General features: G+C 71.2%; 14 protein-coding genes. 8 read left to right on the top strand and 6 right to left on the bottom strand.

Annotation, left to right across the window (positions count from 1 at the left end):
- Positions 1-23 precede the first annotated feature (23 nt).
- Positions 24-887, bottom strand: coding sequence for an aldo/keto reductase (locus O7629_RS09500; protein WP_278168719.1), 864 nt, complete (start codon positions 885-887; stop codon positions 24-26).
- A 132-nt stretch (positions 888-1,019) separates the two neighbouring features.
- On the opposite strand from O7629_RS09500, the gene O7629_RS09495 reads away from it, so the two are divergent.
- Both O7629_RS09495 and O7629_RS09490 read left to right on the top strand, forming a co-directional pair.
- Positions 1,020-1,898, top strand: coding sequence for a LysR family transcriptional regulator (locus tag O7629_RS09495; RefSeq protein ID WP_278168718.1), 879 nt, complete (start codon positions 1,020-1,022; stop codon positions 1,896-1,898).
- A gap of 215 nt (positions 1,899-2,113) precedes the next feature.
- A complete protein-coding gene (locus O7629_RS09490) occupies positions 2,114-3,427 on the top strand; it encodes a low temperature requirement protein A (protein WP_278168717.1) in 1,314 nt (437 codons plus the stop codon).
- Between the two features lie 45 nt (positions 3,428-3,472).
- Here the strand turns inward: O7629_RS09490 and O7629_RS09485 are convergent, their stop codons facing one another.
- The 3 genes from O7629_RS09485 to O7629_RS09475 all read right to left on the bottom strand — a co-directional run bounded on the left by O7629_RS09485 (position 3,473) and on the right by O7629_RS09475 (position 7,288).
- Positions 3,473-5,278: a GNAT family N-acetyltransferase gene (locus tag O7629_RS09485; RefSeq protein WP_278168715.1), complete on the bottom strand. Its 1,806-nt coding sequence runs from the start codon at positions 5,276-5,278 to the stop codon at positions 3,473-3,475.
- A gap of 115 nt (positions 5,279-5,393) precedes the next feature.
- On the bottom strand, positions 5,394-6,668 hold the full coding sequence (locus tag O7629_RS09480) for a hypothetical protein (RefSeq protein ID WP_278168714.1): 1,275 nt from the start codon (positions 6,666-6,668) through the stop codon (positions 5,394-5,396).
- A 254-nt stretch (positions 6,669-6,922) separates the two neighbouring features.
- The gene (locus O7629_RS09475; protein WP_278168713.1) at positions 6,923-7,288 is read right to left on the bottom strand and encodes a cellulose binding domain-containing protein; all 366 of its coding nucleotides are present in this window, start codon (positions 7,286-7,288) and stop codon (positions 6,923-6,925) included.
- A 331-nt stretch (positions 7,289-7,619) separates the two neighbouring features.
- Here O7629_RS09475 and O7629_RS09470 point away from each other — a divergent pair, with 331 nt between their 5' ends.
- The 4 genes from O7629_RS09470 (at position 7,620) to O7629_RS09455 (ending at position 12,814) form a co-directional block, all read left to right on the top strand.
- Positions 7,620-9,437 (top strand): cellulose binding domain-containing protein, encoded by a 1,818-nt coding sequence (locus tag O7629_RS09470; RefSeq protein ID WP_278168712.1) that lies wholly within the window; start codon positions 7,620-7,622, stop codon positions 9,435-9,437.
- A 281-nt stretch (positions 9,438-9,718) separates the two neighbouring features.
- Positions 9,719-11,467 (top strand): hypothetical protein, encoded by a 1,749-nt coding sequence (locus tag O7629_RS09465; RefSeq protein WP_278168711.1) that lies wholly within the window; start codon positions 9,719-9,721, stop codon positions 11,465-11,467.
- A 211-nt stretch (positions 11,468-11,678) separates the two neighbouring features.
- The gene (locus tag O7629_RS09460) at positions 11,679-11,804 is read left to right on the top strand and encodes a hypothetical protein (protein WP_278168709.1); all 126 of its coding nucleotides are present in this window, start codon (positions 11,679-11,681) and stop codon (positions 11,802-11,804) included.
- A 164-nt stretch (positions 11,805-11,968) separates the two neighbouring features.
- Entirely contained in the window at positions 11,969-12,814 is an 846-nt protein-coding gene (locus O7629_RS09455) for an LppX_LprAFG lipoprotein (RefSeq protein WP_278168707.1), read from the top strand.
- A 77-nt stretch (positions 12,815-12,891) separates the two neighbouring features.
- Here the strand turns inward: O7629_RS09455 and O7629_RS09450 are convergent, their stop codons facing one another.
- Together O7629_RS09450 and dapF are read right to left on the bottom strand one after the other, a co-directional pair.
- Positions 12,892-14,763 (bottom strand): S8 family peptidase, encoded by a 1,872-nt coding sequence (locus O7629_RS09450; RefSeq protein ID WP_278168705.1) that lies wholly within the window; start codon positions 14,761-14,763, stop codon positions 12,892-12,894.
- Positions 14,764-15,074: 311 nt separating this feature from the next.
- Entirely contained in the window at positions 15,075-16,070 is a 996-nt protein-coding gene (gene dapF / locus O7629_RS09445) for a diaminopimelate epimerase (protein ID WP_278168703.1), read from the bottom strand.
- A gap of 176 nt (positions 16,071-16,246) precedes the next feature.
- Here dapF and O7629_RS09440 point away from each other — a divergent pair, with 176 nt between their 5' ends.
- On the top strand, positions 16,247-17,581 hold the full coding sequence (locus O7629_RS09440; protein WP_278168701.1) for an SWIM zinc finger family protein: 1,335 nt from the start codon (positions 16,247-16,249) through the stop codon (positions 17,579-17,581).
- Positions 17,578-20,166: a DUF6493 family protein gene (locus O7629_RS09435; RefSeq protein ID WP_278168699.1), complete on the top strand. Its 2,589-nt coding sequence runs from the start codon at positions 17,578-17,580 to the stop codon at positions 20,164-20,166. Before O7629_RS09440 ends, O7629_RS09435 begins: the two co-directional genes overlap by 4 nt.
- Position 20,167 lies beyond the last annotated feature (1 nt).

Here is a 20,167-nt window from a genome sequence, read left to right as displayed (position 1 = left end):
ATGGTGCGGGCGGGGCCGGTCGGTCAGGCGGGTTGGTCGAGGCGGGCCAGGTGTTCGGCCGACAGTTCGAGGTCGGCGGCGGCCGCCGAGTCACGGATCGTCTCCGGGCGTGACGCTCCGGGGATCGGGACCACGACCGGTGCCTTCGCCAGCAGCCAGGCCAGGCAGACCTGCTGCGGGCTGACCCCGTACTCCTTCGCGACCTCGGCGAACGCCGCGAACCGCGACCCCAGGTCGGCGGCGCTGCCGATGCCGCCGAGCGGGCTCCACGGCAGGAACGCGATGCCCAGCTCGGCGCAGAGCTCCAGCTCCGGCTCGCTGGAGCGGAAGGCCGGGGAGAACTGGTTCTGTACGCTGACCAGCCGGCCGCCGAGGATGTCGTTGGCGAGCCGGATCTGCTCCGGGTCGGCGTTGGAGATGCCGGCGAGCCGGATCTTCCCGGCGTCGAGCAGGTCCCGGATGGCGCCGATCGAGTCCGCGTACGGCACGGTGGGGTCGGGCCGGTGGAACTGGTAGAGGCCGATGGCTTCGACGCCGAGCCGTTTCAGCGACGCCTCGCAGGCGCTCTTCAGGTAGTCGGGCGAGCCGTTCTTGGTCCACGAGCCGTCGCCGGGCCGCAGGTGACCGCCCTTCGTGGCGATCAGCACGTCGGACGTGTCACCGCTGAAGGTCGCCACGGCGCGGGCGATCAACGACTCGTTGTGGCCGACGTCGTCGGCGTACAGGTGATAGGCGTCAGCGGTGTCGATCAGGGTGACACCGGCGTCCAGCGCGGCGTGGATCGTGGCGATCGACCGCTGCTCGTCGGGCCGGCCCTCGATCGACATCGGCATGCCGCCGAGGCCGATCGCGCCGACGCCGACGTCACCGATGTGGCGGGTGTGCATGCAGTCTCCTCTACAGGATGGTCCGTGGGCGCGGTTGTCGTACCCCACGCGCCCGGGTTCCACCCTCCTACCCCGTGGTTAAGCTGTCCAACAGAAGGATCCGATCCTGGCGATCAGTCTTGGTGATGAATCGTGGAGCTGCGTCAGCTCGAGTACTTCGTGGCGGTCGCCGAGGAGCGGCACTTCACCCGGGCCGCCGAGCGGATGCACGTCGCGCAGTCCGGCCTGTCGGCCTCCATCCGCTCGCTGGAACGGGAGCTGGGCGCCAGCCTGTTCGTCCGCAACACCCGCAGCGTCGAGCTGACCAACGAGGGCCGGGCGCTGCTCACCCAGGCCCGGCACGCCCTGGCCAACGTCGCCGCTGCCAAGGACGCGGTGGCCGCTGTCCGGGGGCTGCTGCGCGGCCGGCTGGCGGTCGGCACGCTGCAGTGCCTGGGCGCGGTCGATCTGCCGGCGGCGCTGGCCCGGTTCCACGCCGCCCACCCCGGCGTCGAGATCCGACTCCGCCAGGGCGGGTCACCGGACCTGGTCGAACGGGTCCGCACCGGCGACCTCGACCTGGCGTTCGTGTCGATGCCGGCCAGCGCACCGGCCGGCGTCACGCTGGCCCCGATCCGGGCCGAGCCGATGGTGCTGGCCTGCGGGCCGGGGCATCCGCTGGGCGATCGCGCCAAGGTCGACCTGGGCGAGCTGGGCGGTGAGACCTTCGTCGACTTCTCCCCGGGCTGGATCAGCCGGGACGTCGTCGACCAGGCGATGGCCGTCGCCGGTGTCGATCGCCGGGTCGCCTTTGAGGTCAACGACGTGCACTGGCTGCTCGACCTGGTCAGTCACGGGCTGGGTGTCGCCGTCGTGCCGCAGTTTTTCACCACCAAGCGGACCGCCGCGCGCTTCGTGCCGATCACCGACGCGCCGCACTGGAACGTCGCGGTGGCCACCGCGAGCGGCCGGCACCCGAGCACCGCCGCGACCGCACTGCTGTCCATCGACGGACTCCGCCCCCGATCCTGACCGGGGGCGGTCGCCCGCCACGCCACCCGATCGAGCACGCCAGCCGATCGAGCACGCCAGCCGATCGAGCACGCCAGCCGATCGAGCACGCCAGCCGATCGAGGGAACCCACATGGTTGTCTCGGAGCCGGTTTGACGACAATGGCGGTTCCCTCGACTTCGCGCAGCAAACGTTCCGGGCTCGGAAGCCCAGCCTCCGTCGCATACTGTCGGTCGTGGAAGCCACAAAACCGACATCTCCGGTCATGCCCGCCGCGCCGGGCATGAAGGTCTCTCGCCTCGAGTTGTTCTACGACCTGGTTTTCGTGTTCGCCTTCATCCACGTGACCACTGCCTCGGTCGAGGACCTCGAACCGTTCGGACTGGTGGCGATCTTTCTGCTCCTCGCGGTGCTCTGGCTGGTCTGGTCCCGGTTCGCCCTGCTGGGAAACAATCTCCGGGCCGACTGGGGAATCATGCCGATCCACGGCTTCACCATCATGGCGATCGTCTTCATCTCGGTGGCGACGCTGCCCGGCCTCGGTGACGAGCCGCCGCAGGCACAGCCCGGCGTCCCGCAGGTCATTCCCGGCGAGTTCATTTTTCCCACCTGTTACCTGCTGATCTGGTTGTTGGAAGCTGCGGCGCTGCGCGTCGCCGCGAGGACCCACCCCGAACTGCTGGGCACCTGGTGGAGGGACACGCCGGTGCTGGCCGCCAGTACCGCGCTGCTGTTCGTCGCCGCGGTGCTACCGCTCCTGGGGTGGCCCGGCGAGGGCGTCGCCACGCTCCTGCTGGTCTGGACGCTCGGCGTCGGCGTCGCGTACCTGACCACCGTCCGCCTCGAACCGTTCGCGGTGGTCTCCGCCGGGCACTGGACGGAACGGCACGCGCAGATCGTCCTCATCGGGTTCGGTGAGGCGCTGCTGTCGCTCGGGCTCGGTTCCGGTGCCGCGATCGGGGCGCCAGGCACCGTACCGGTGATCACCGCGACGCTGCTCGGCATCGCCCTGATCTGCGCCTTGTGGTGGGCGTACTTCGACACCCGGTCGTACGCGGCGGAGCAGGTGCTGCACCACACCCACGGGCTACCCCGTGACCGGCTCGCCCGCGACGGCTACACCCTGCTGCACCTGCCCATGCTGTTCGGCATCATCCTGCTCTCCCTCGGGTTGAAGCAGACGTTGGCCTACCTGGCCGGGACGGCGTCGACCGGCGAAGACGCCCCGCTCGAGCCGATCCATCTGCGCGCGCTGTACGGCGGGGTGCTGCTCTACCTGGTGGCGTTGTCGGCCTTTCAGCTACGGACCGTCCGCAGCGTCGCCGCCAGCCTGGCCGTACCCGTCCTGCTGCTCGCCGCGCTGCTGCCGGTGGTCGCCCGGATCCCGGCGTTCGCAGCGCTGCTGCTGCTCACCGCGATCACCGTCGCCGGTGTCGCCGCCGACAGCCGGCGGGCCGGGGCCTCGCGGCACCGGCTGCGCGAACACCGGCTGGCCGAGCAGCAGGCCCTGGAACGGGAGGAGAGCGGCTGGCGGCGCCGCCACGGGTGACGGGCGTCGCCCACGCCTGTGGTGTGCGCCGTGGCCGTACCGTCCTCACCGAGGGTGGTCCTGCTGTCCGGCGGCGATGGTACGGATGACGCCGACCATGTCGAGGGCTCCGTCGCCACGGCGGACCGCGTCGGCGTAGAGCGCGCGGCACAGCTCGCTGAGCGGGACACCCGCCCCCGCCGCGGCGGCCGCGTCGACGATGAGCTCGGCGTTCATCCGTACGTCGGCGATGGCCGCCTGCGCGGTAAGGTCGTCGCCGACCAGCTTCGCCGTCTTGACCCGGGAGATCGGGGAAGACATCTGCCCTGCGTCGAGGATGCCACGCAGCAACTGCCGGTCAAGACCGTGCCGGTCGGCGAAGTGGAACGCCTCGGCGAGGCCGGTCACGAGGGCGATCAGGAACACGTTGACGGCGAGCTTCATCGTGATCCCGGACGGCACCGGCCCGCAGACGGTGACCTGCGCGCACATCGGGTCGAGCAGCGCGACGGTGCGCCGGACGTCGTCGGGGCGGCCCGCCACCATGGCGACCAGTTTGCCGTCCTCCGCTGGGCGGCGGGAGCCGGAGACCGGGGCTTCGACGTAGTGTCCGCCGGCCTTTTCGACCTCGTCGGCCAGCGCCTTGGAGTATTCGGGAGACAGGGTTCCCATGTTGACGATGGTGCGGCCGGGGACGAGGCCGGCGATCCCGCCGGGCACGTTGCGCAGGACCTGATCGACGGCGGATTCGTTGCGCAGCATCACGATCACCGTGTCGCATTGCGCGAACACCTCCGGGACGTTCGCGGCGGTGCGGGCGCCGGCAGCCGCGAGCTCGTCGTCGGACTTCGGGGTACGGCTCCACACGGTCAGCCCGACGCCACTGCGGGCGAGCCGGCGGGCCATCGGCAGCCCCATGATGCCCAGGCCGAGGAACCCGACGCGGCCGGGCGGGGCACCGGCGCCGCCACCGGGCAGCGACTCGCCGGTCAGCGACTTGGCGAACCAGTGGTGCGCGTACGGCTGGTCGTTGAACGGGACGGTCTCGTCGTACCCGGCGGCCCGGTACAGGCCGATCGCCTCGGTGAGCGACCGGTTGGTGTCCAGTCGTACGACGCCCGCCCCGAGCGACGTCGCGGCGTCCTCGGCCGCGGCGAGCAGCCGCCGCCCGATCCCCAGCCCGCGCAGCTCGGACGACACCCAGAGCCGGCGGATCTCCGCCGACGTGTCGTCGACCTTGGTGACGCCGACGCATCCGACGGGGCGGTCCTTCAGCGTCGCGAGCAGGAACAGCCCGGACGGGGGACGCAGCGCGTCGTCGGCGGTGGGTACGGCCCGGTCCGGCTGGAACCCGCCGTCGAACCGGTCGTCGAGCGTGCGGCGGTACGCGTCGACCGCCCATCGCGCCGGTTCCGAGGCTGGATCGGCGGCGGCGATCGCGACCGTGGAGGCGGTGAACAGGCGGCGTACGGTCTCGGTCGCGGCGGCGAGTTCGTCGCGTTGGCGCTCGGTCAACGGCGCCAGGATCGTGCCGACCAGTTCGTCGGAGAGCCGGTCCAGCACCGCCAGCTCCGCCAACCCCGACGGGGTGAGGGTCGCCCGGCGGACCCGGCTGTCGTGTTCCGAAGGGGACACGACGACCAGCCCTTCCTGCTCGAGTGCGCGCAGCTGCCGGCTGGTGTAGCCGGAGTCGAGCCCGAGGCGGCTGCGCAGCTCACGGACCTCGATGCCGGCGGCGCCGATCTCCCATAGCAGACGGTCGAGGCTCAGCGGCCGGTCGGTTGTCAGGTAGCGGTCCTCCAGCACGCCGAGTCGTTCGGTGACGTCGCGGTTGAACGCGCGGATGGTCTGGATCCGGGACTCCAAGCTCATAATCTCTGACTATAGTCAGAGATTATCCAGCCGCCAGTAGCTGGGCGGTGTCGCCTGGCTGGCGGTGACCGGTCGGGCAGCCGTCAGGTGGAGTACCTGTCAGGTGGAGCACCCGTCAGGTGGGGCGGCCCAGGTCGAGCTGCGGGATCGTGAACTGCGCACCAAGCTGGAAGTAGATTGGCCACACGTGCCGGGGCCAGCGGTACTGCCGGGCCGACCAGATGCCGAGCCCGACTGAGATCTCCTGCGGCAGTTGCGCGCCGAGCAGGACGATCGCCTCCGGCGCGGCGGCGGCCTGATCCGCCACCCACTGGGCTGCCGCCGCGACGATCGCCGGATAGTCCGCCCACCGGTGCTCGGTCTCGCCGGGCGGCGGCAGGTAACGCCACTCCCGTAGCTCCGTCGACATCGTCGCCGGCAGTCCCAGACCGACCGCGTCGTGCATCTCGAAGACGACCGGTTCGCGGCTGCCCGCCGCCGCGTCGTCGTGGGCGGCCCGGTCGGTGACGTCCACCGGCAGGCTCGGCAGCAGCCCGAACCGGTTGTGGTTGGTCCGCAGCACCAGCAGCAGCACCTCAGGCACCGGTTCCAACGCGGTCCCCGGCGCGGTAGCCGGCACCGGCTCCGGTCCGGCCGCCGTACCTGGCTGACCGTTCCGGCTGATCTGCAGCCGCACCTGGTGACGTCGCACGTTCAACTCGCCGAACAGCCCGTCGCCGGGGCGCTCGATCTGCTGCTGGAAAGAATGTCCGTCGTCCTGGACCGGTCGCGCCCGCACCGGGCCCTGGCGGCCGAAGCTGTCCCGCTGACGGACCCGCACCGCCCGTCCCCGGCTGAGCGTCGTCGTCCGCTGTCCGAACGCGACCGCCACCGGCCACGGTGCCCACATGAACAGCGACCGGTCCAATGCGGCGTCCCGGCCGTCCGGGTCGTGGTTGGCGACCTGGAAGTGCCGAACCACGGCGTCCATGTCACGACCCCAGCGGGTCGCCTCCTCGCCGTGCGGCCACACCGCCGTCCGGTCGAAGCTACGCAGCGGCGGCACCGGCCGGAACACCGCGAACTGGTCCCGTACCTCGCTCAGGAAGCCTTCCTTCTGCTCCGGGGTCCACTCGGCGGCCGTCTCGTTGACGACGTACGCGATGCCCCGGGTCTCCCGCAGCCGGTTGCGCCACCACCACAGCGTCGCGCCACCGGCGACCGCCGCCACCCCCAGACAGAGGAAGACGACCAGCCACCAGACCCGGTCCCGCCCCTGCGACCAGCCTTCGGCGGCCAGGTCAGGCGCGATCCCGCCGGCCGCGCTGAACGCGGCGGTGCCGACGGTGAAGAAGACGCCGATGAGCCCGGTGCCGGCCGGACCCGCCAGCCACCTCGCGAAACGTGCCACATCGACGGTACGGCGGGCGCGTTGCGCCACGGTCGGCCGATTCCGCTCTACCTCAGACAAGGTCACCTCGCCGCTTTTCCACCGGTACGGTCAGCCGACCGTAACCACTGGACCGGCGTACGCAATCCCCCGGCCGGATCTTCCGCCGCTGACGGGGCGGAAGATGGGCGAGATCACACCGGTCCGACCGGATGCCCGGTCGGACCGGCTACGGCCAGAAGCGCCGCGGGCGCTCCGACGCCGGAGTGCGGACGCTACAGCGGCCAGAGGATTGTCGGCAGGCCGGTGCCGGTCACCACGAACCCGATGGCGACGGACTGCCCCGGCGCGAGGGATCCGTTCCAACTTGTGTTGATCAGCGTGTAGTGCGGAGTGGTCGTCGCCACCTGGGTACTCCACGCACTGGAGATGGTCGACCCGGCCGGCAGCGTGAACGCCACCTCCCAACCGGTGATCGGCACGGTGAAGTCGTTCGTGACCACGATCTCGGCGACATAACCGGTCGACCAGGCACTTGTCTGGGTGAATGTTGCCGTCGTCGCCTGCGCCGACGGCGCGAAGAACAATGTCGCGGAAACACCGATTGCCAGTGCCGCGACGAAGCCGAGCAGCTTCCGCATTGAGACCACCACCATCCACTAGTTCTGCCAAGTGACCTGACCCTACGGCTTTACATAGCCACACTTCAATGCCATTTCTTGCGGCATAAAGTGATGCGCGAATCGCATGACAGACCGGACCACCGTAGGAAATATGCGAGTTTCACCCACGTATTCCGTAGGGCACCGAAAGCCCGTCGGGAGTCGGCTGCCCACCAAACAGCCAGTTTGAACGATGGGCGTCTATGATGAGTGGGCGGGAGCGGCAGTGCTGACAGTCCGAGCCGAGGGCAACGGCGACGGAACCAGACCGTCCCGCCCGGATCGCGCCGGGCGGAGGAGAGGAAGCCTGATGAGGCTCGCCCCCCGTGGCAACATCCCACCGTCCCAGTTGCGTCGCGGAACCGGCGCGGCGGCAGCACTCGCCGCGGTGACCGCTGCGGTCACCGCGGCGGGCGTCCTGACCGCCCCACCGTCGATAGCCGCGACGCCCGACATCACCGTCAACACCGGCTCGTCGTACCAGACGATCGACGGGTTCGGTGCCGCCACCCCGATCTTCAGCAGCGGCGGCGACCAATGGACGACCAGCGAGACCCAGACACTCGTCGGCATGGGCCAGGGGCAGCTCGGCCTGTCGATCGTGCGGACCGTCGTGTCGCCGACGTCGAGCGAGTGGAGCTGGCCGGTGAGCAGCCTCCAGACCGCCAAGTCCTACGGCTCCGACGTCAAGATCCTCGCGTCGCCATGGACGGCTCCGGCGCACTTCAAGACCAACAACAGCCGGGTCAACGGCGGCAAACTCAGGACCGACTACTACGACGACTACGCCACCCACCTCAACGACTACGTGCAGTACATGAAGAGTCAGGGCGTCACCATCGACGTGACCTCGATCCAGAACGAGCCGGACTGGCACCCCGACTACGACTCGATGGACTGGACCGGCGCCGAGATGCGCAACTTCGTCCGCGACCACGGCGCCGCGATCCGGGACACCGAACTCATGGTCGGTGAGTCGCTGAGGTTCAACCGCGCCTACACCGACCCGACCCTGTACGACGCCGCCGCGCGCAACAACATCGGGTACGTCGGCGGCCACCTGTACGACACGGAGAACAGCGGGAACCTGTCCCCCTACCCGCTCGCCAACCAGTACGGCAAGCCCCAGTGGATGACCGAGTGGAACCTGCACGCCGCCGACGGAAACGGCTCGAACATCTGGGGGGACCCCAGCAACACCGCTGTCTGGAACGAGACGCTGGACGACATCATGCGGACCGTGCACAGGTCGATGGAATCCGGTTGGAGTGCGTACATCTGGTGGTATGGCCGCCGATTCTATTCCTTCATCGGTGACGGCGAGTCACAGTACGGCACCACCAGGGGAGCGCCGCTGCGACGCGGCTACGCCTTCTCCCAGTACGCCAAGTACGTCCGGCCGGGTGACCGACGGGTCGCCCTGTCGAAGAGTTCCCGGGTCTCCGGCCTGGAGGTCACCGCCTACCAGGGACGGGGCAAGACCACTCTGGTGGTTCTCAACCGGTCCAACAGCGCCGTCAACGACGCCGTCGTCCAGATCCCGCAGAACATCTCGACGGCCGAGTACACCGTCACCTCCCGCACCCAGAGCGCCCAGCCGCAGCCGGTGAGCGTCAGCGGCGGGCAGGTCACGGTCGACGTCCCCGCGCGGAGCATCTCCACGATCACCCTCACCGAAGGGACCGCACCGCCGACCACCGTACCGCCGACGACGGCACCGCCGACCACCGTACCGCCGACGACGGCACCACCCACTACGGCACCACCGACCACGGCACCACCGACCACGGCACCACCGACGACCAACCCGCCGGCCGGCACCTGCCGGGTGACCAACGCGGTCGACGCGTGGAACTCCGGCCTGGTCGACAACATCACCATCACCAACACCGGCACGGCAACGGTCAACGGCTGGTCGCTGAGGTTCACCCTCGCGCCCGGGCAGACCATCACGTCCGGTTGGAACGCCACCTACGCCCCGAACAGCGGTCAGGTGACCGCGACGAACGTCAGCTACAACCCCACCATCCCACCCGGAGGATCGGTCAGCATCGGCTTCCAGGCCACCCACACCGGTAACAGCTCCGCGCCCAGCGGGTTCACCCTCAACGGTGCCGCCTGCGGCTGAGCCCGGCGCGACGCGCCTGAGCCGTACACCGGCCACCTGCGACGACGGGACAGCACGGCCGGTGTACGGCTCGGCGGTCACGACAACGAATCCATCCGGAGGTCGGACATGGACCGGTAATCGATCTAGCTTACTGTCAGCGCAGCGTCCACCCCGGGCCTCGCCCTTCGGCACCGGGTCAGGTCGCACTGACCGAAAGGGAATCGATGCGCTGGCTTCAGACATCACGACGGCGCCTGCTGTCCGCCGCCGTCCTCATAGCTCTGCCCGCCGCTCTGGCGGTGGCCCAGTCACCGGCCACCGCCAGGCCGCTGCCCTCGCCCAGCGAAGCGGCGTTCGACACACAACTGCTCGCCAAGGCCACCCCGGACGAATGCTTCGCCGGTATCGGCCTGCCCTACCCGGCCGGCCCGCCGTGCGAGTCCGGCCAGGCCAAGGTCAACCAGGCGTACGTGTGGTCGCTTGCCCAGGCCAACGACCGGCTGTGGTTCGGCACCGGGTCGAACGTCAACTGCATCGTCACCGGGGCGACGCTCTCCCTGCCGAATCCCCGGATGACCGACGACTACGTGTGCGAGTTCGCCGAGAGCCAGGTCGCCAAGGAAAATCCGATCATGCCGGTCAGCGTCGGTGACCACCGGCAGCCCCGGGCGTACGTCTACGACCTGGCCTCCGGCACGTTGACCGAGAAGACCAGTGACATCACCTCCGCGTCGCCCGACGATCTGTCCCGGCTGCGCCGCACGCTGGGTCTTCGGGCCGGCGGTACCCATCAGGGCGTGGTGCTGCTGGCCGGGCCGGCGCTCGGGGCCACGGTGAGCATGTTCGCCTTTGACACGGTGACCGGCGACTATCTCGGCTCGGCCAACTTCACCCAGTACGGCAACATCCGCAACTTCCTGGTCGCCGACGGGGTGCTGTACGCCGGGGTCGGTGTCGGCCCCAACGGTCGCGACGGCGGGCACATCCTGCGCTGGGCCGGTGACCGTACCGACCCGTTCAACTTCGTCGAGGTCGGGCAGTTGCCGGCGCAGGTCGCCGACCTGGAGTTGCACGACGGCCGGGTCTTCGTCAGCACCTGGTCGGCCGCTGGCAGCGGGTCGGCCGGCGCGCGTACGGCCGAGAGCGGGCGGTCCGGCCGCATCGGTGTCACCGACGAGCCAGACCCGGGCATCGCCGGGGTGTGGATGAGCCCTCCGCTGGCCGACGCCGAGCCCGGTCTGACCCCGGACGACACCGCCGGGTGGACGCAGGTGTGGAGTGCCGCGTCCTACGAGCCGGATCCGGTGATCGCCGGCTCGTACGGGCTCGGCGCGCTGGCCTCGTACCGTGGATATCTCTACTGGGGCACGATGCATGTGCCGATGAAGTCGACCGCGATGGTGGCCGAGGCGTACCCGCCGGTGGACGAGCTGGCGGCCCGCACGACGCTGGAGCGCTCGCAGCGGGCGGTGAGCATCTTCCGGGGCAAGCGGTTCGGCACCGCCACGCAGCGGGTCGACCTGTTGTACGGCGAGGCGGTGCTGCCGGTGTACGACGCCGACGCGGACGACGGCGCCGGTGCCTGGCGGTGGGCGCTGACCGGCTATCGGGCCCGGTACGGCCACATGGGCTTCGGCAACATCTACAACAACTACACGTGGACGATGGCGGTGTCCGGTGGCCGGCTGTTCGTCGGCACGATGGACTGGAGCTACCTGGCCAAGGACCTGCTGCCGCAGACCGCGGCCGGGATGGGCTATCCGGCGGCGGCCGCCGCGTCGACCGCTGGGCCCGACCCGATCACCATCGATCCGCAGCTGTACGGCGGTGACCTGTGGATGTTCGGCTCGAATCTGCGGCCGGCCACGGCGGTCGACACGCAGGGACTGGCCGGCAACTACCTCAACTACGGCATCCGCACGATGGTGGCCGACGGATCGACGTTGTACCTGGGCATGGCGAACCCGATGAATCTGCGGACCGATCCGACCGACGACGTGCCGGAGGGCGGCTGGGAGTTGATCAAACTGACCCCGGCTGCTTCCTGACCACGACTGATTGACTCCTCAGTGGGCACGCACTGCTCTACCTCGGGCGGTGCGTGCCCACTGTCGGTGGGCTACCTGACTGTTCGCTCATGCCGGACATGCGCTGGCAGTCGAGGTGCGCGGATCGCGGAACAACCGACGATGGAAGTGGAGTGCGTCGATGCATCGCCCTAGGCTTTGGCGGTCCCGCCCCCGTACCGCTGGAGGCAGAATGGTCAGCATCCGACGCACACTCGCCGGCACCACCGTGGCCGGCACCATGGTCGACAACGAGCTCTGGACGCCGTGGCGTTGCGAGCGGACCGTCTTTGGAACCTCGGTGTACTGGTTCTCCTAAGCAGACTGAGGACGGCCGGTGGCTGCGCCAGCGGCACCGAATCCGACACCGCACCCCGGCGCGGCCGGGCCTGGCCCAGCAGGCCCAGCGGACACCCACCGACAACGCAGCGGCTAGGATTCCGCCCGGCAGAACCACGTACCCACCGACTGGGAGTTCATTTCGTGCACACTACATTGAGGACCGCGCTGCTGGCGGCCGCCTCGGCGGCGGTTCTCGCCGTCACCGCCTGTGGCGGCTCATCAGCCACAACGGACGAAGGCGGCACCGAGACGTCGAACGTCCTGGCGCAGCTCGCCAGCGACGCCACCGGCTCGTTGCAGAAGACCGTGGAGACCACCACCAGCGCCAACTCGGCGGCGGTGACGATGACCGGCACCAGCGGTGGGGATCCGGTCGACGTCAGCGGCGTCATCAGCTTCGGCGACTCACCGGCCGCCGAGCTGACCCAGGTCGACCCCGAGGACGGCGAGATCACCGTACGGGTGATCGGCACCGCGTTCTACGTGAGCATCCCCGAGGCCGACCAGGCGTCGATGGACGGCAAGAAGTGGTTCAAGATGGACTTCGCCGCCCTCGGCCAGACCTCGGACGACCTGGCTCAACAGCTCGAAGGCCTGGACCCGGTGAAGAACGTCCGGACCCTGCTGGAGGGTGCGGAGGTCACCGTCGTCGGCGAGGAGACCATCGACGGCGTGCCGACCGTGCACTACACGTCGGTCACCCCGGTGGACAGTTACCTGGAGCAGTTCGAGCCCGGGATCCGCGAGGGCATCGAGGAGCAGCTCACCACCGCCGAGATCACCGAGGTCGCCGTCGATGTGTGGGTCGACGAGCAGTACCAGCCACGTCGGGTGAAGCTCGTCATGGGCACGATGAGCGACATGACGATGAACTACACCGACTACGGCAAGGCGGTCACCATCGAGGCCCCGCCGGCCGCCGAGACGGCGGACTTCGCCGAGATGATGCAGGACCTGCAGGACCTCGCCGACGAGCTCGGCGGCTGACCAGCGACGCGAGGCGCAACAGCGACGGCGACGGACCGACCGGGACCCGGGTCCCGGTCGGTCCGTCGCCGTTTCGACTAGAGGTTCAGCGTCCAGCTGTCCAGGTAGCCGGTGTCCAGGCTGGCCGAGTCCTGCACCCGCAGCTTCCAGGTGCCGTTGGCCACCTCACCGGACAGGTCCCGGGTGTAGGTCTGGAAGATGTTGTCGGTGCTGCCGCCGGACCGGCTGTGCAGCACGTTGATGCTGCCGTCCGGGGCGATCAGCGACACGGTCAGGTCACCGATCCAGGTGTGGAAGATGTTCACCTCGACGGTGCTGGTCGAGCTGGCGTTGCCAGGGCAGCCGGTGATGGTGATCGAGCTCTCCACCGTACTGTTGTCGTTGATCGCGACGTCGGTCGAGTTGGTCTGCGAGCAGCCGGGCGGGCCGTTGACGGTGAGGGTGAACGGCGCCGACTGGGCCGTCTCCGGCCCGGTGCCCACCACGGTCAGCGGGAAGACGCCGGTGGCGGCCCCGGTGGTGGTGGCGATGGTCAGCGTCGCCGACCCGCCGGAGGTGACCGACGACGGGCTGAAGGTGGCGGTCGCACCGCTCGGCAGCCCGGTGACACCGAGGGTGACGGTGTGCGGGGCCCCGATCACGGTGGTGGTGCTGACCGTCGCGGTCACCGAGTCGCCCGGGTCGACCGCACCGCTGCTCGGGGTGACCGCGAGGGTGAAGTCCTGGGTGGGCGGCTCGAAGTCGCCGATGTACAGCAGCTTGTTCGGTGATCCGCTGCCCGGGTTGCTGACCGCGTTGCTGGTCGCGTCGTCGACCAGCAGGTCGCGGATCTGCAGCGGGGTGTAGCCGGGGTTGGCCGCCAATGCCAGCGCTGCCGCCCCGGCGACGTGCGGGGCGGCCATCGAGGTGCCGCTGATCGTGTTGGTGGCGCTGTTGCTGGTGTGCCAGGCGGAGGTGATGCTGCTGCCCGGGGCGAAGATGTCCAGGCAGGTGCCCCAGTTGGAGTAGCTGGCCCGGGCGTCGGTGCTGGTGGTGGCGCCGACGGTGATGGCGTCGGGGGTGGCGGCCGGCGAGAAGTTGCAGGCGTTGGCGTTGCTGTTGCCGGCGGCGAGCGAGTAGACCACCCCGTCGGCGATCGACCGGGTGACCGCGTCGTTGACCCCTTGGTCGAAGCCGCCGCCGAGGCTCATGTTCGCCACTGCCGGTTCGCCGGCGGCGTGGTCGGCGGTGACCCAGTCGATGCCGGCGATGACCCCGGCGTAGGTGCCGCTCCCGCTGTTGTTCAGCACCCGGACGCCGACCAGGGTGACGTCCTTGGCCACCCCGTACGCGGTGCCGCCGACGGTGCCGGCGACGTGGGTGCCGTGCCCGTTGCCGTCGTCGGCGCTGCCGCCGTCGACCGCGTCGAAGCCGGTGACCGCCCGCCCGCCGAAGTCGTTGTGGGCGAACCGGATGCCAGTGTCGATGATGTACGCGGTGACCCCGGATCCGGAGTTCGGGTAGGTGTAGCTGTTGTCGAGCGGCAGCGCGGTCTGGTCGATGCGGTCCAGGCCCCAGGACGGGGTGGGGGTCTGGGTCGCGGCGAGGGTGACGGTGCGGTTCTGCTGGACGTAGTCGACCGCTGGGTGGGCGGCGAGGCGCTTGGCGGCCTTCTCGGTCAGCCGGGCCTCGAAGCCACGCAGCGCGGTCGAGTAGGTGCGGGCCACCGCGCCGTCGTGCTTCGCGGCGAGAGTGCGGGCGGTGCGCCCGACCGCGCCGCGGTCCACTTTGCTTTCGTCGAAGACTACGACGTACGAGCCGGCGACGGTGTTCTCACCGCCCGCGTAGAGGATCTGGCCTTCCGCTGGTTCGGCGTTGGCCGGTGCGGCGAACGCCAGCGCGGCGGTCGCTACCGCGACGGTGGTAAGCCCGAGGCGCCAGCGGCGCCGGGGTGGCCGGGAGAGTGTCATCTCCCGCCTCCTTTCGATGCACGGTCGGCCTGTTTGTGACAGGCCGACCGGTGACCGGGGTACCTGACTGACACAGATGTTAGGCGCAAAACAGATTGATGTAGAGATATGTGATTCTGTCTCGTGTTCCCGTACGCTGACACCTTTTGCCGATACCGCCCGCACTCCGGATCCACCCGACTTCACATTGACGTCTGTCGCCGAAATGTGGCGTCGAGCGGACCGCAACAGGGCACGACCCGGTCGATGGCCGGTTAGAAAGTCAGCAGAGCCCAGCTCCGGGCCGGAGCCGGCCCGCGTCGGGACAGAAATCAGCCGATCGAAGGGTGTACGCCGGCAGCATGCAGCACGGCGTGATTGTTCTCCCGCAACTGGGCAAACGCCTCGACTTCGTCGACGAACGTGTCCCGCCGTACCGACGCCAGGGTGCCGGCGACGACCGCCGACAGGTCGACGTCGGCCCGGTAGACGTACGACGCGTTGCCCTGCAGGGTGGCCTGCCAGGCCGCTGGGTCACCGGTCAGCCAGGCCGTCGCCACCCCACCCGGGTTTCGGACGGTGATCCGCTCGCCGGCCCCGGCCAGGCCGAGCCGCGACCAGACCGCCCGGGAGGCGACGACGCCCGAACCGCACGACGGGGTCAGTCCGGCGCCCCGCTCGTACGTCTGCACGTAGATCTCGCCGTGGTCGAGCGGGAACACGAACGACAGGTTCGCCCCACGCGGCACCAGGTCGGTGGCGGCGGTGATCCGCTCCCCGGTAGCGACCAGCTCGGCCTCGTCGAACTTCTCCACCACCGCGACCAGGTGGTCGTTCGGTACGGCGAGCGCGGTCAACCCGTACGTCGGGTGCAGCGCCGGCAGCGGGGTGTCGACGTGCGGCTGCGCCACGGCGACCACCGGCTCGGCGGGATCGAAATCCACCTTCGGCATCTCGACCGCGGTCTGCCGGACTCCTTCCGGCGTCGACTCGGCCCGCAGCACCACGAAGTCGCTGTCCCCGGCGCGGACCACCGCCCGCTCGGCGTCGCGGGTGTCCAGCACCAGCCGCCCGACGCAGCGCATCCCGTTGCCGCACAGCTTGGCGAACGAGCCGTCCGGGTTGAAGAACGCCGCCTGCGGCACCGCCGGGCCGAGATCGACGAAGTAGACGCCGTCACCGCCGCCGAGCGGCCCGGACCGGTCGCAGAGCTGGCGGACCAGGTGCGGCACGTCCGCCTCGGCGGCGTAGTCACCCGGCCGGCCCTCGACGACCAGGATGTCGTTCTGCGAGCCGTGCGCCTTCAGGATCGGCAGGCCTGACCTCATCCGTACGCACTCCCCCCGCTGTCACTCGCCGCCGCGACCGGCCGACACCGGCGACCAGTGTACGGCTACGCCAGCGGCCGCCGCCGAGTGTCCGCACCGCAGCCGGGCGGCCGGGTGGCCGGCGCTACCTGCGGCGACACCGGCGATGTCGGTCGGGGCCGGTAGCGTGCGCCACCGTGAACGCCGTCGCGACCTACCGGTACCTGAACCCGTCCGCCCTGGCCGGCCGGGTGCTGACTCTGCAGACCAGCGGCGGCCCGGCCGCCAACCCCCGGTTCTTCACCGGGTTCCTCACCCGCCCGGTGGCGGCCGCCGCCGGGCTGCTGGCCGTCGCCGAGGTCGCCCGCACCCGCTACCACCGGCCCGTCGACCCGGCCAGCCTCGACCCGGTGGTCACCGGTGGCCGCGACCGGCTGCGGTTCGAGTCCTTCTCCGGCTGCTGCGGCGTGTACGCCCGGCTCGACGTCACCCCGGACGGGCTGGACGGCGACATCGTCGCCCACGGCACCACCAACGTGGACGTCAACCCGCCGCTGCGCGACGCCCTGGCCCGCGTCGGCGGCCTGGACCCGTTGCATCTGTCGGTCGGCCCGGACGATCTGACGGTGTCTACGATGGACTCCTCGGTCGTGGAGCGGAAGGTGCCGCTGCCCCGCCGTTGGCTACGCGGCTTCGCCGAGGTGCAGGTGATCGCGGCGGGGACGGACCTGCGGGCGGAGATCCCGGCCGCCGAGGCTGCGACGTTGCTGCGCCGGCTGCCCGGTGCCGGCGACCGGTCGGTGCTGTGGGCGGTGCCGGCCGGCCGGTCGCTGCGCCTGACGTCGCGCGCCGCGCCGGGCGCGGTGTGCCTGTCCGGGGCGGGTCGGCTCGCCGCGCTGCGGGGCCTGCTGCGGCACGCGTCGGCGCTGCGGGTGTACGGACCGCCGGTGGCCGTCGGCGCGGCACCGGTGGCCAGCGTGTGGGAGCTGGACCTGGCCGGGATGAGCCTGTCGCTGACCCTGTCACCGGAGCCGGCCCGGGGCTTCTCCGGCGAGGGCGGCGTCCTGCCCGCCCTGGCCGGCGACGAGGTCGCCGACGACGCCGAGCTGATCGGCGGACTGCTCGACTGGGATCCGAGCGTCGACGTCGGCGCGCTGGCCGAGGCGTCCGGCCTGGCCGTCGCCCGGGTGCGCGCGGCGCTGACGCTGCTCGGCACCGCCGGGCGGGTCGGCTACGACGTCACCCGGGCCGGCTACTTCCACCGGGTGCTGCCCTACGAACCGGGCCGCGCCGAGCGGGACAATCCCCGGCTGACCGCGGCCCGGGCGCTGGTCGAGGCCCGGGCAGTGACCCCGGACCCGGACGGGGCGACGGTACGCGCCGGCGACCAGGTCTACCGGGTGCGGCAGCTGCCCGACGGCACCCGCACCTGCACCTGCGCCTGGTGGGCGCGGCACCGGGGCGGGCGGGGGCCGTGCCGGCACGCCCTCGCCGCCGCGATGGTCACCACCCCGGTGGGGGTGACGGCGTGACCGAGGCGGACGACACGGTCCACCGTCTCGTCAACGGCGACATCACCACCGCCGTGGACACCATCTCCGGGCTCGACGAGGAGCAACGCCGTCAGCTCGGTGCCGAACTGACGGCGTACGTGCGTCGGCACCGCGACGAGTGGTGGTTCCGCTGGCAGGCCACCGCGTTGGCCGTCGCGGCGGTCGGCTGCCTGCCGACCGCCGCCCAGGCCGCCGAGGTGCTGGGGCGCCGCAACATCTCGCTGCTGTCGACGCCCGCGGCACCGGTCATCGAGGTGGCCCGACGCCGGGGTGTCACCTGGCTGACCGACCTGGCGTACCGGCTCGCCGGGCGGATCGACCGCGAGTCACCCGGCGACAACTGGTGGTTCATCGCCGACCTGCTTACCGCCGAACAGGCCGCCCCGCCAACCGACGACCTGTTCGTCCTCGGCTGGGCGGTGACGGCCAGCCGACCCCGCGATCACGAGTGGAGCGTCGCGCTGGTCGACCGGATGCGCCGGCACCCGTTCCTGGACGCGCTGGCCCCCCGGATGTTCGACGTCGACGGGGTCGGCGGTCAGTGGGCGTGGACCGACCAGCAGTCGGACGGTCGGTCGGGAATGCCGCTGGCGTTGGCGCAACTGGCCGCCGAGGGGCGGCTGGACCGCACAATGCTGCTGGACGGCGCGCTCAGCCGCATGTTGCGCGGTGAGCGTCCGGCCGCGCTGCGGGTTTTCATCGGCCTGCACGACGCACTGGTGCCGACCGGCGACGAGGCGCGCGACCGGCTCCCCACCTACCTGCGGCTGCTCGCCGACGGCCCGTCGACGGCGGCCGCTCTGGCCCAGCGGACGCTGCGCAAGCTGCCGGACATCGACCTGGCGGCGCTGCTCGACACGGCGCCGGCCATCCTGGGCCGGCCGGAGAAGACGCTGGTACGGGCTCAGCTGAGCTGGCTCGATCAGCTGGCCCGCCGGGACCGCGCCCAGGCGGCGCGGATCGCCGCGGTGCTGGCCGTCGCCGCCGATCACCCGGCGGTCGACGTCGCCGACCGGGCGGCCGCGCTGGCCGCGAAACACGGCCACCGGGTGGCGGCGCCCGCCGAGGTCCGCCACGTCGGCGATGCCCTGCCCCCGGTGCCACCGCCAGCGGCGGCGCCGCCGCCGATCACCGACCCGGACGAGCTGGCCGAGGAGATCGCCGCGCTGTTCGGCGGGTCGTCGACCGACGCGCTGGGCCTGGAACGGATCCTCGACGGCCTGATCCGGTCGGCCACCGCCGACCGGGCCGCCACGATGGCGGCGCTGACCCCGGTGCTCGACCGGGCCGGCGTGCTGGCCTGGTCCTCGCGACCCGAGGAGAGGTTCGGTGGCCTCGGCGGTGTGCTGCGGATCCTCGCCGGCAGCGACGACCCGGCGCCGCCACGGAGCTGGCAGGTGCTGCTGTCCACCTGGGGCCAGCAGCAGGCCTCCGGTCAGCGGCCCACCGACCCCCAGCAGGCGGTGCTGCGCCGGCTGCGGCGGACCCGGGTCGCGGAGATCGGCCGGGCCGTCGCCGGGGCCGGGACGGCGGAGCTCGCCGGTCCCGGGGCGGCCGAGCTCGCCGGTCTCGGGGCCGTGGGCCTCGTCGCCGCACCGTCGCTGGCCACCGGGGCGGTGGCACCGGAGGAGCTGTTCGACCGGCTGGTCCGCCTCGGTGAGCGGCAGCCGTGGCCGGCGGACCTCACCCAGGCGCTGCTGCGGTTGCCGGTCGTCGTCGACGAGCCGCTGGCGGCGAAGGCGGCGGCGTTGGGCACGCCGGCCGGGCAGGCCCTGGCCGACTGGCTGCGCCGCGGCGGGCTGCCCCGGCCGCAGTACCGGGTGGTGACGGCCGTCCGTCGGCGGCGGCAGGGCAGCTACGACTACTGGCACGACCGGTTGCCGACGCAGCGTCGGGTCGTCGAAGCCTCGGTACCGCCCGGGGTGGTCGACCAGTACGGTCTGCTCAACGTCCCGGCCCGCCCGGTCGACATCGCGTCGAGCGCCGACGAGCGGCACTGGCCGGCGCAGCTGCCCGGCTACCGAGGGCTGGTCGCCGCGTACGTTCTGCCGTTGGTCGCCGGCAGCGCGGACCTCGACGAACCGGGCGGCGCCGCGCTGTTGCCGATGCTCGCCGAGTGCACCGGCGAGACCACGCCGGCGCTCGACCTGGCGGTGGCGTACGGGCTGGCCGCCCGGCACGAGGCCGACCGGGTGGCGGCCGTCGACGCGCTGCTGATGCTCGCGGCCGCCGGTGTGCTCGACGCGGTGGCGGTCGGTGGGCATCTGGGGGCGCTCACCGCCGACAAGATGATCACGTTGTCCCGGGTCGTCCAGCCGTTGCGGGACGCGGCGGCGGCCGGGGCGCCGCTGACCACCTGGCGGATCCTCGCCGCCGCGCTGCCCGCGCTGCTGACCGTCCAGCCAGCGCCGCGCGGCCTGCCGGACCTACTGGCGCTGGCCGCGCAGACCGTGGCGGTGACCGGCGTACGCATCGACGTGCCCGGGCTCGCCGACGTAGCCGCCCGGGGCGGCTCCAGCCGGCTGGTCACCGAGGCCCGACGGCTGGTCGCGGTGTCCCGGTAGC

It is taken from the genome of Solwaraspora sp. WMMD792 (assembly GCF_029626105.1).
In the GTDB taxonomy this organism is placed as follows: Bacteria; Actinomycetota; Actinomycetes; order Mycobacteriales; family Micromonosporaceae; genus Micromonospora_E.
Note: the sequence above shows the minus strand (reverse complement) of the source record. Positions and strands in the feature narration are given on the sequence as shown.

What these genes read in the sequence shown, in the direction of transcription:
- O7629_RS09475 (WP_278168713.1), bottom strand. Translation starts at nt 7,288, where the DNA reads ATGCGGAAGCTGCTCGGCTTCGTCGCGGCACTGGCAATCGGTGTTTCC.
- dapF (WP_278168703.1), bottom strand. Translation starts at nt 16,070, where the DNA reads ATGAGGTCAGGCCTGCCGATCCTGAAGGCGCACGGCTCGCAGAACGAC.
- O7629_RS09450 (WP_278168705.1), bottom strand. Translation starts at nt 14,763, where the DNA reads ATGACACTCTCCCGGCCACCCCGGCGCCGCTGGCGCCTCGGGCTTACC.
- O7629_RS09500 (WP_278168719.1), bottom strand. Translation starts at nt 887, where the DNA reads ATGCACACCCGCCACATCGGTGACGTCGGCGTCGGCGCGATCGGCCTC.
- O7629_RS09485 (WP_278168715.1), bottom strand. Translation starts at nt 5,278, where the DNA reads ATGAGCTTGGAGTCCCGGATCCAGACCATCCGCGCGTTCAACCGCGAC.
- O7629_RS09470 (WP_278168712.1), top strand. Translation starts at nt 7,620, where the DNA reads ATGAGGCTCGCCCCCCGTGGCAACATCCCACCGTCCCAGTTGCGTCGC.
- O7629_RS09460 (WP_278168709.1), top strand. Translation starts at nt 11,679, where the DNA reads ATGGTCAGCATCCGACGCACACTCGCCGGCACCACCGTGGCCGGCACC.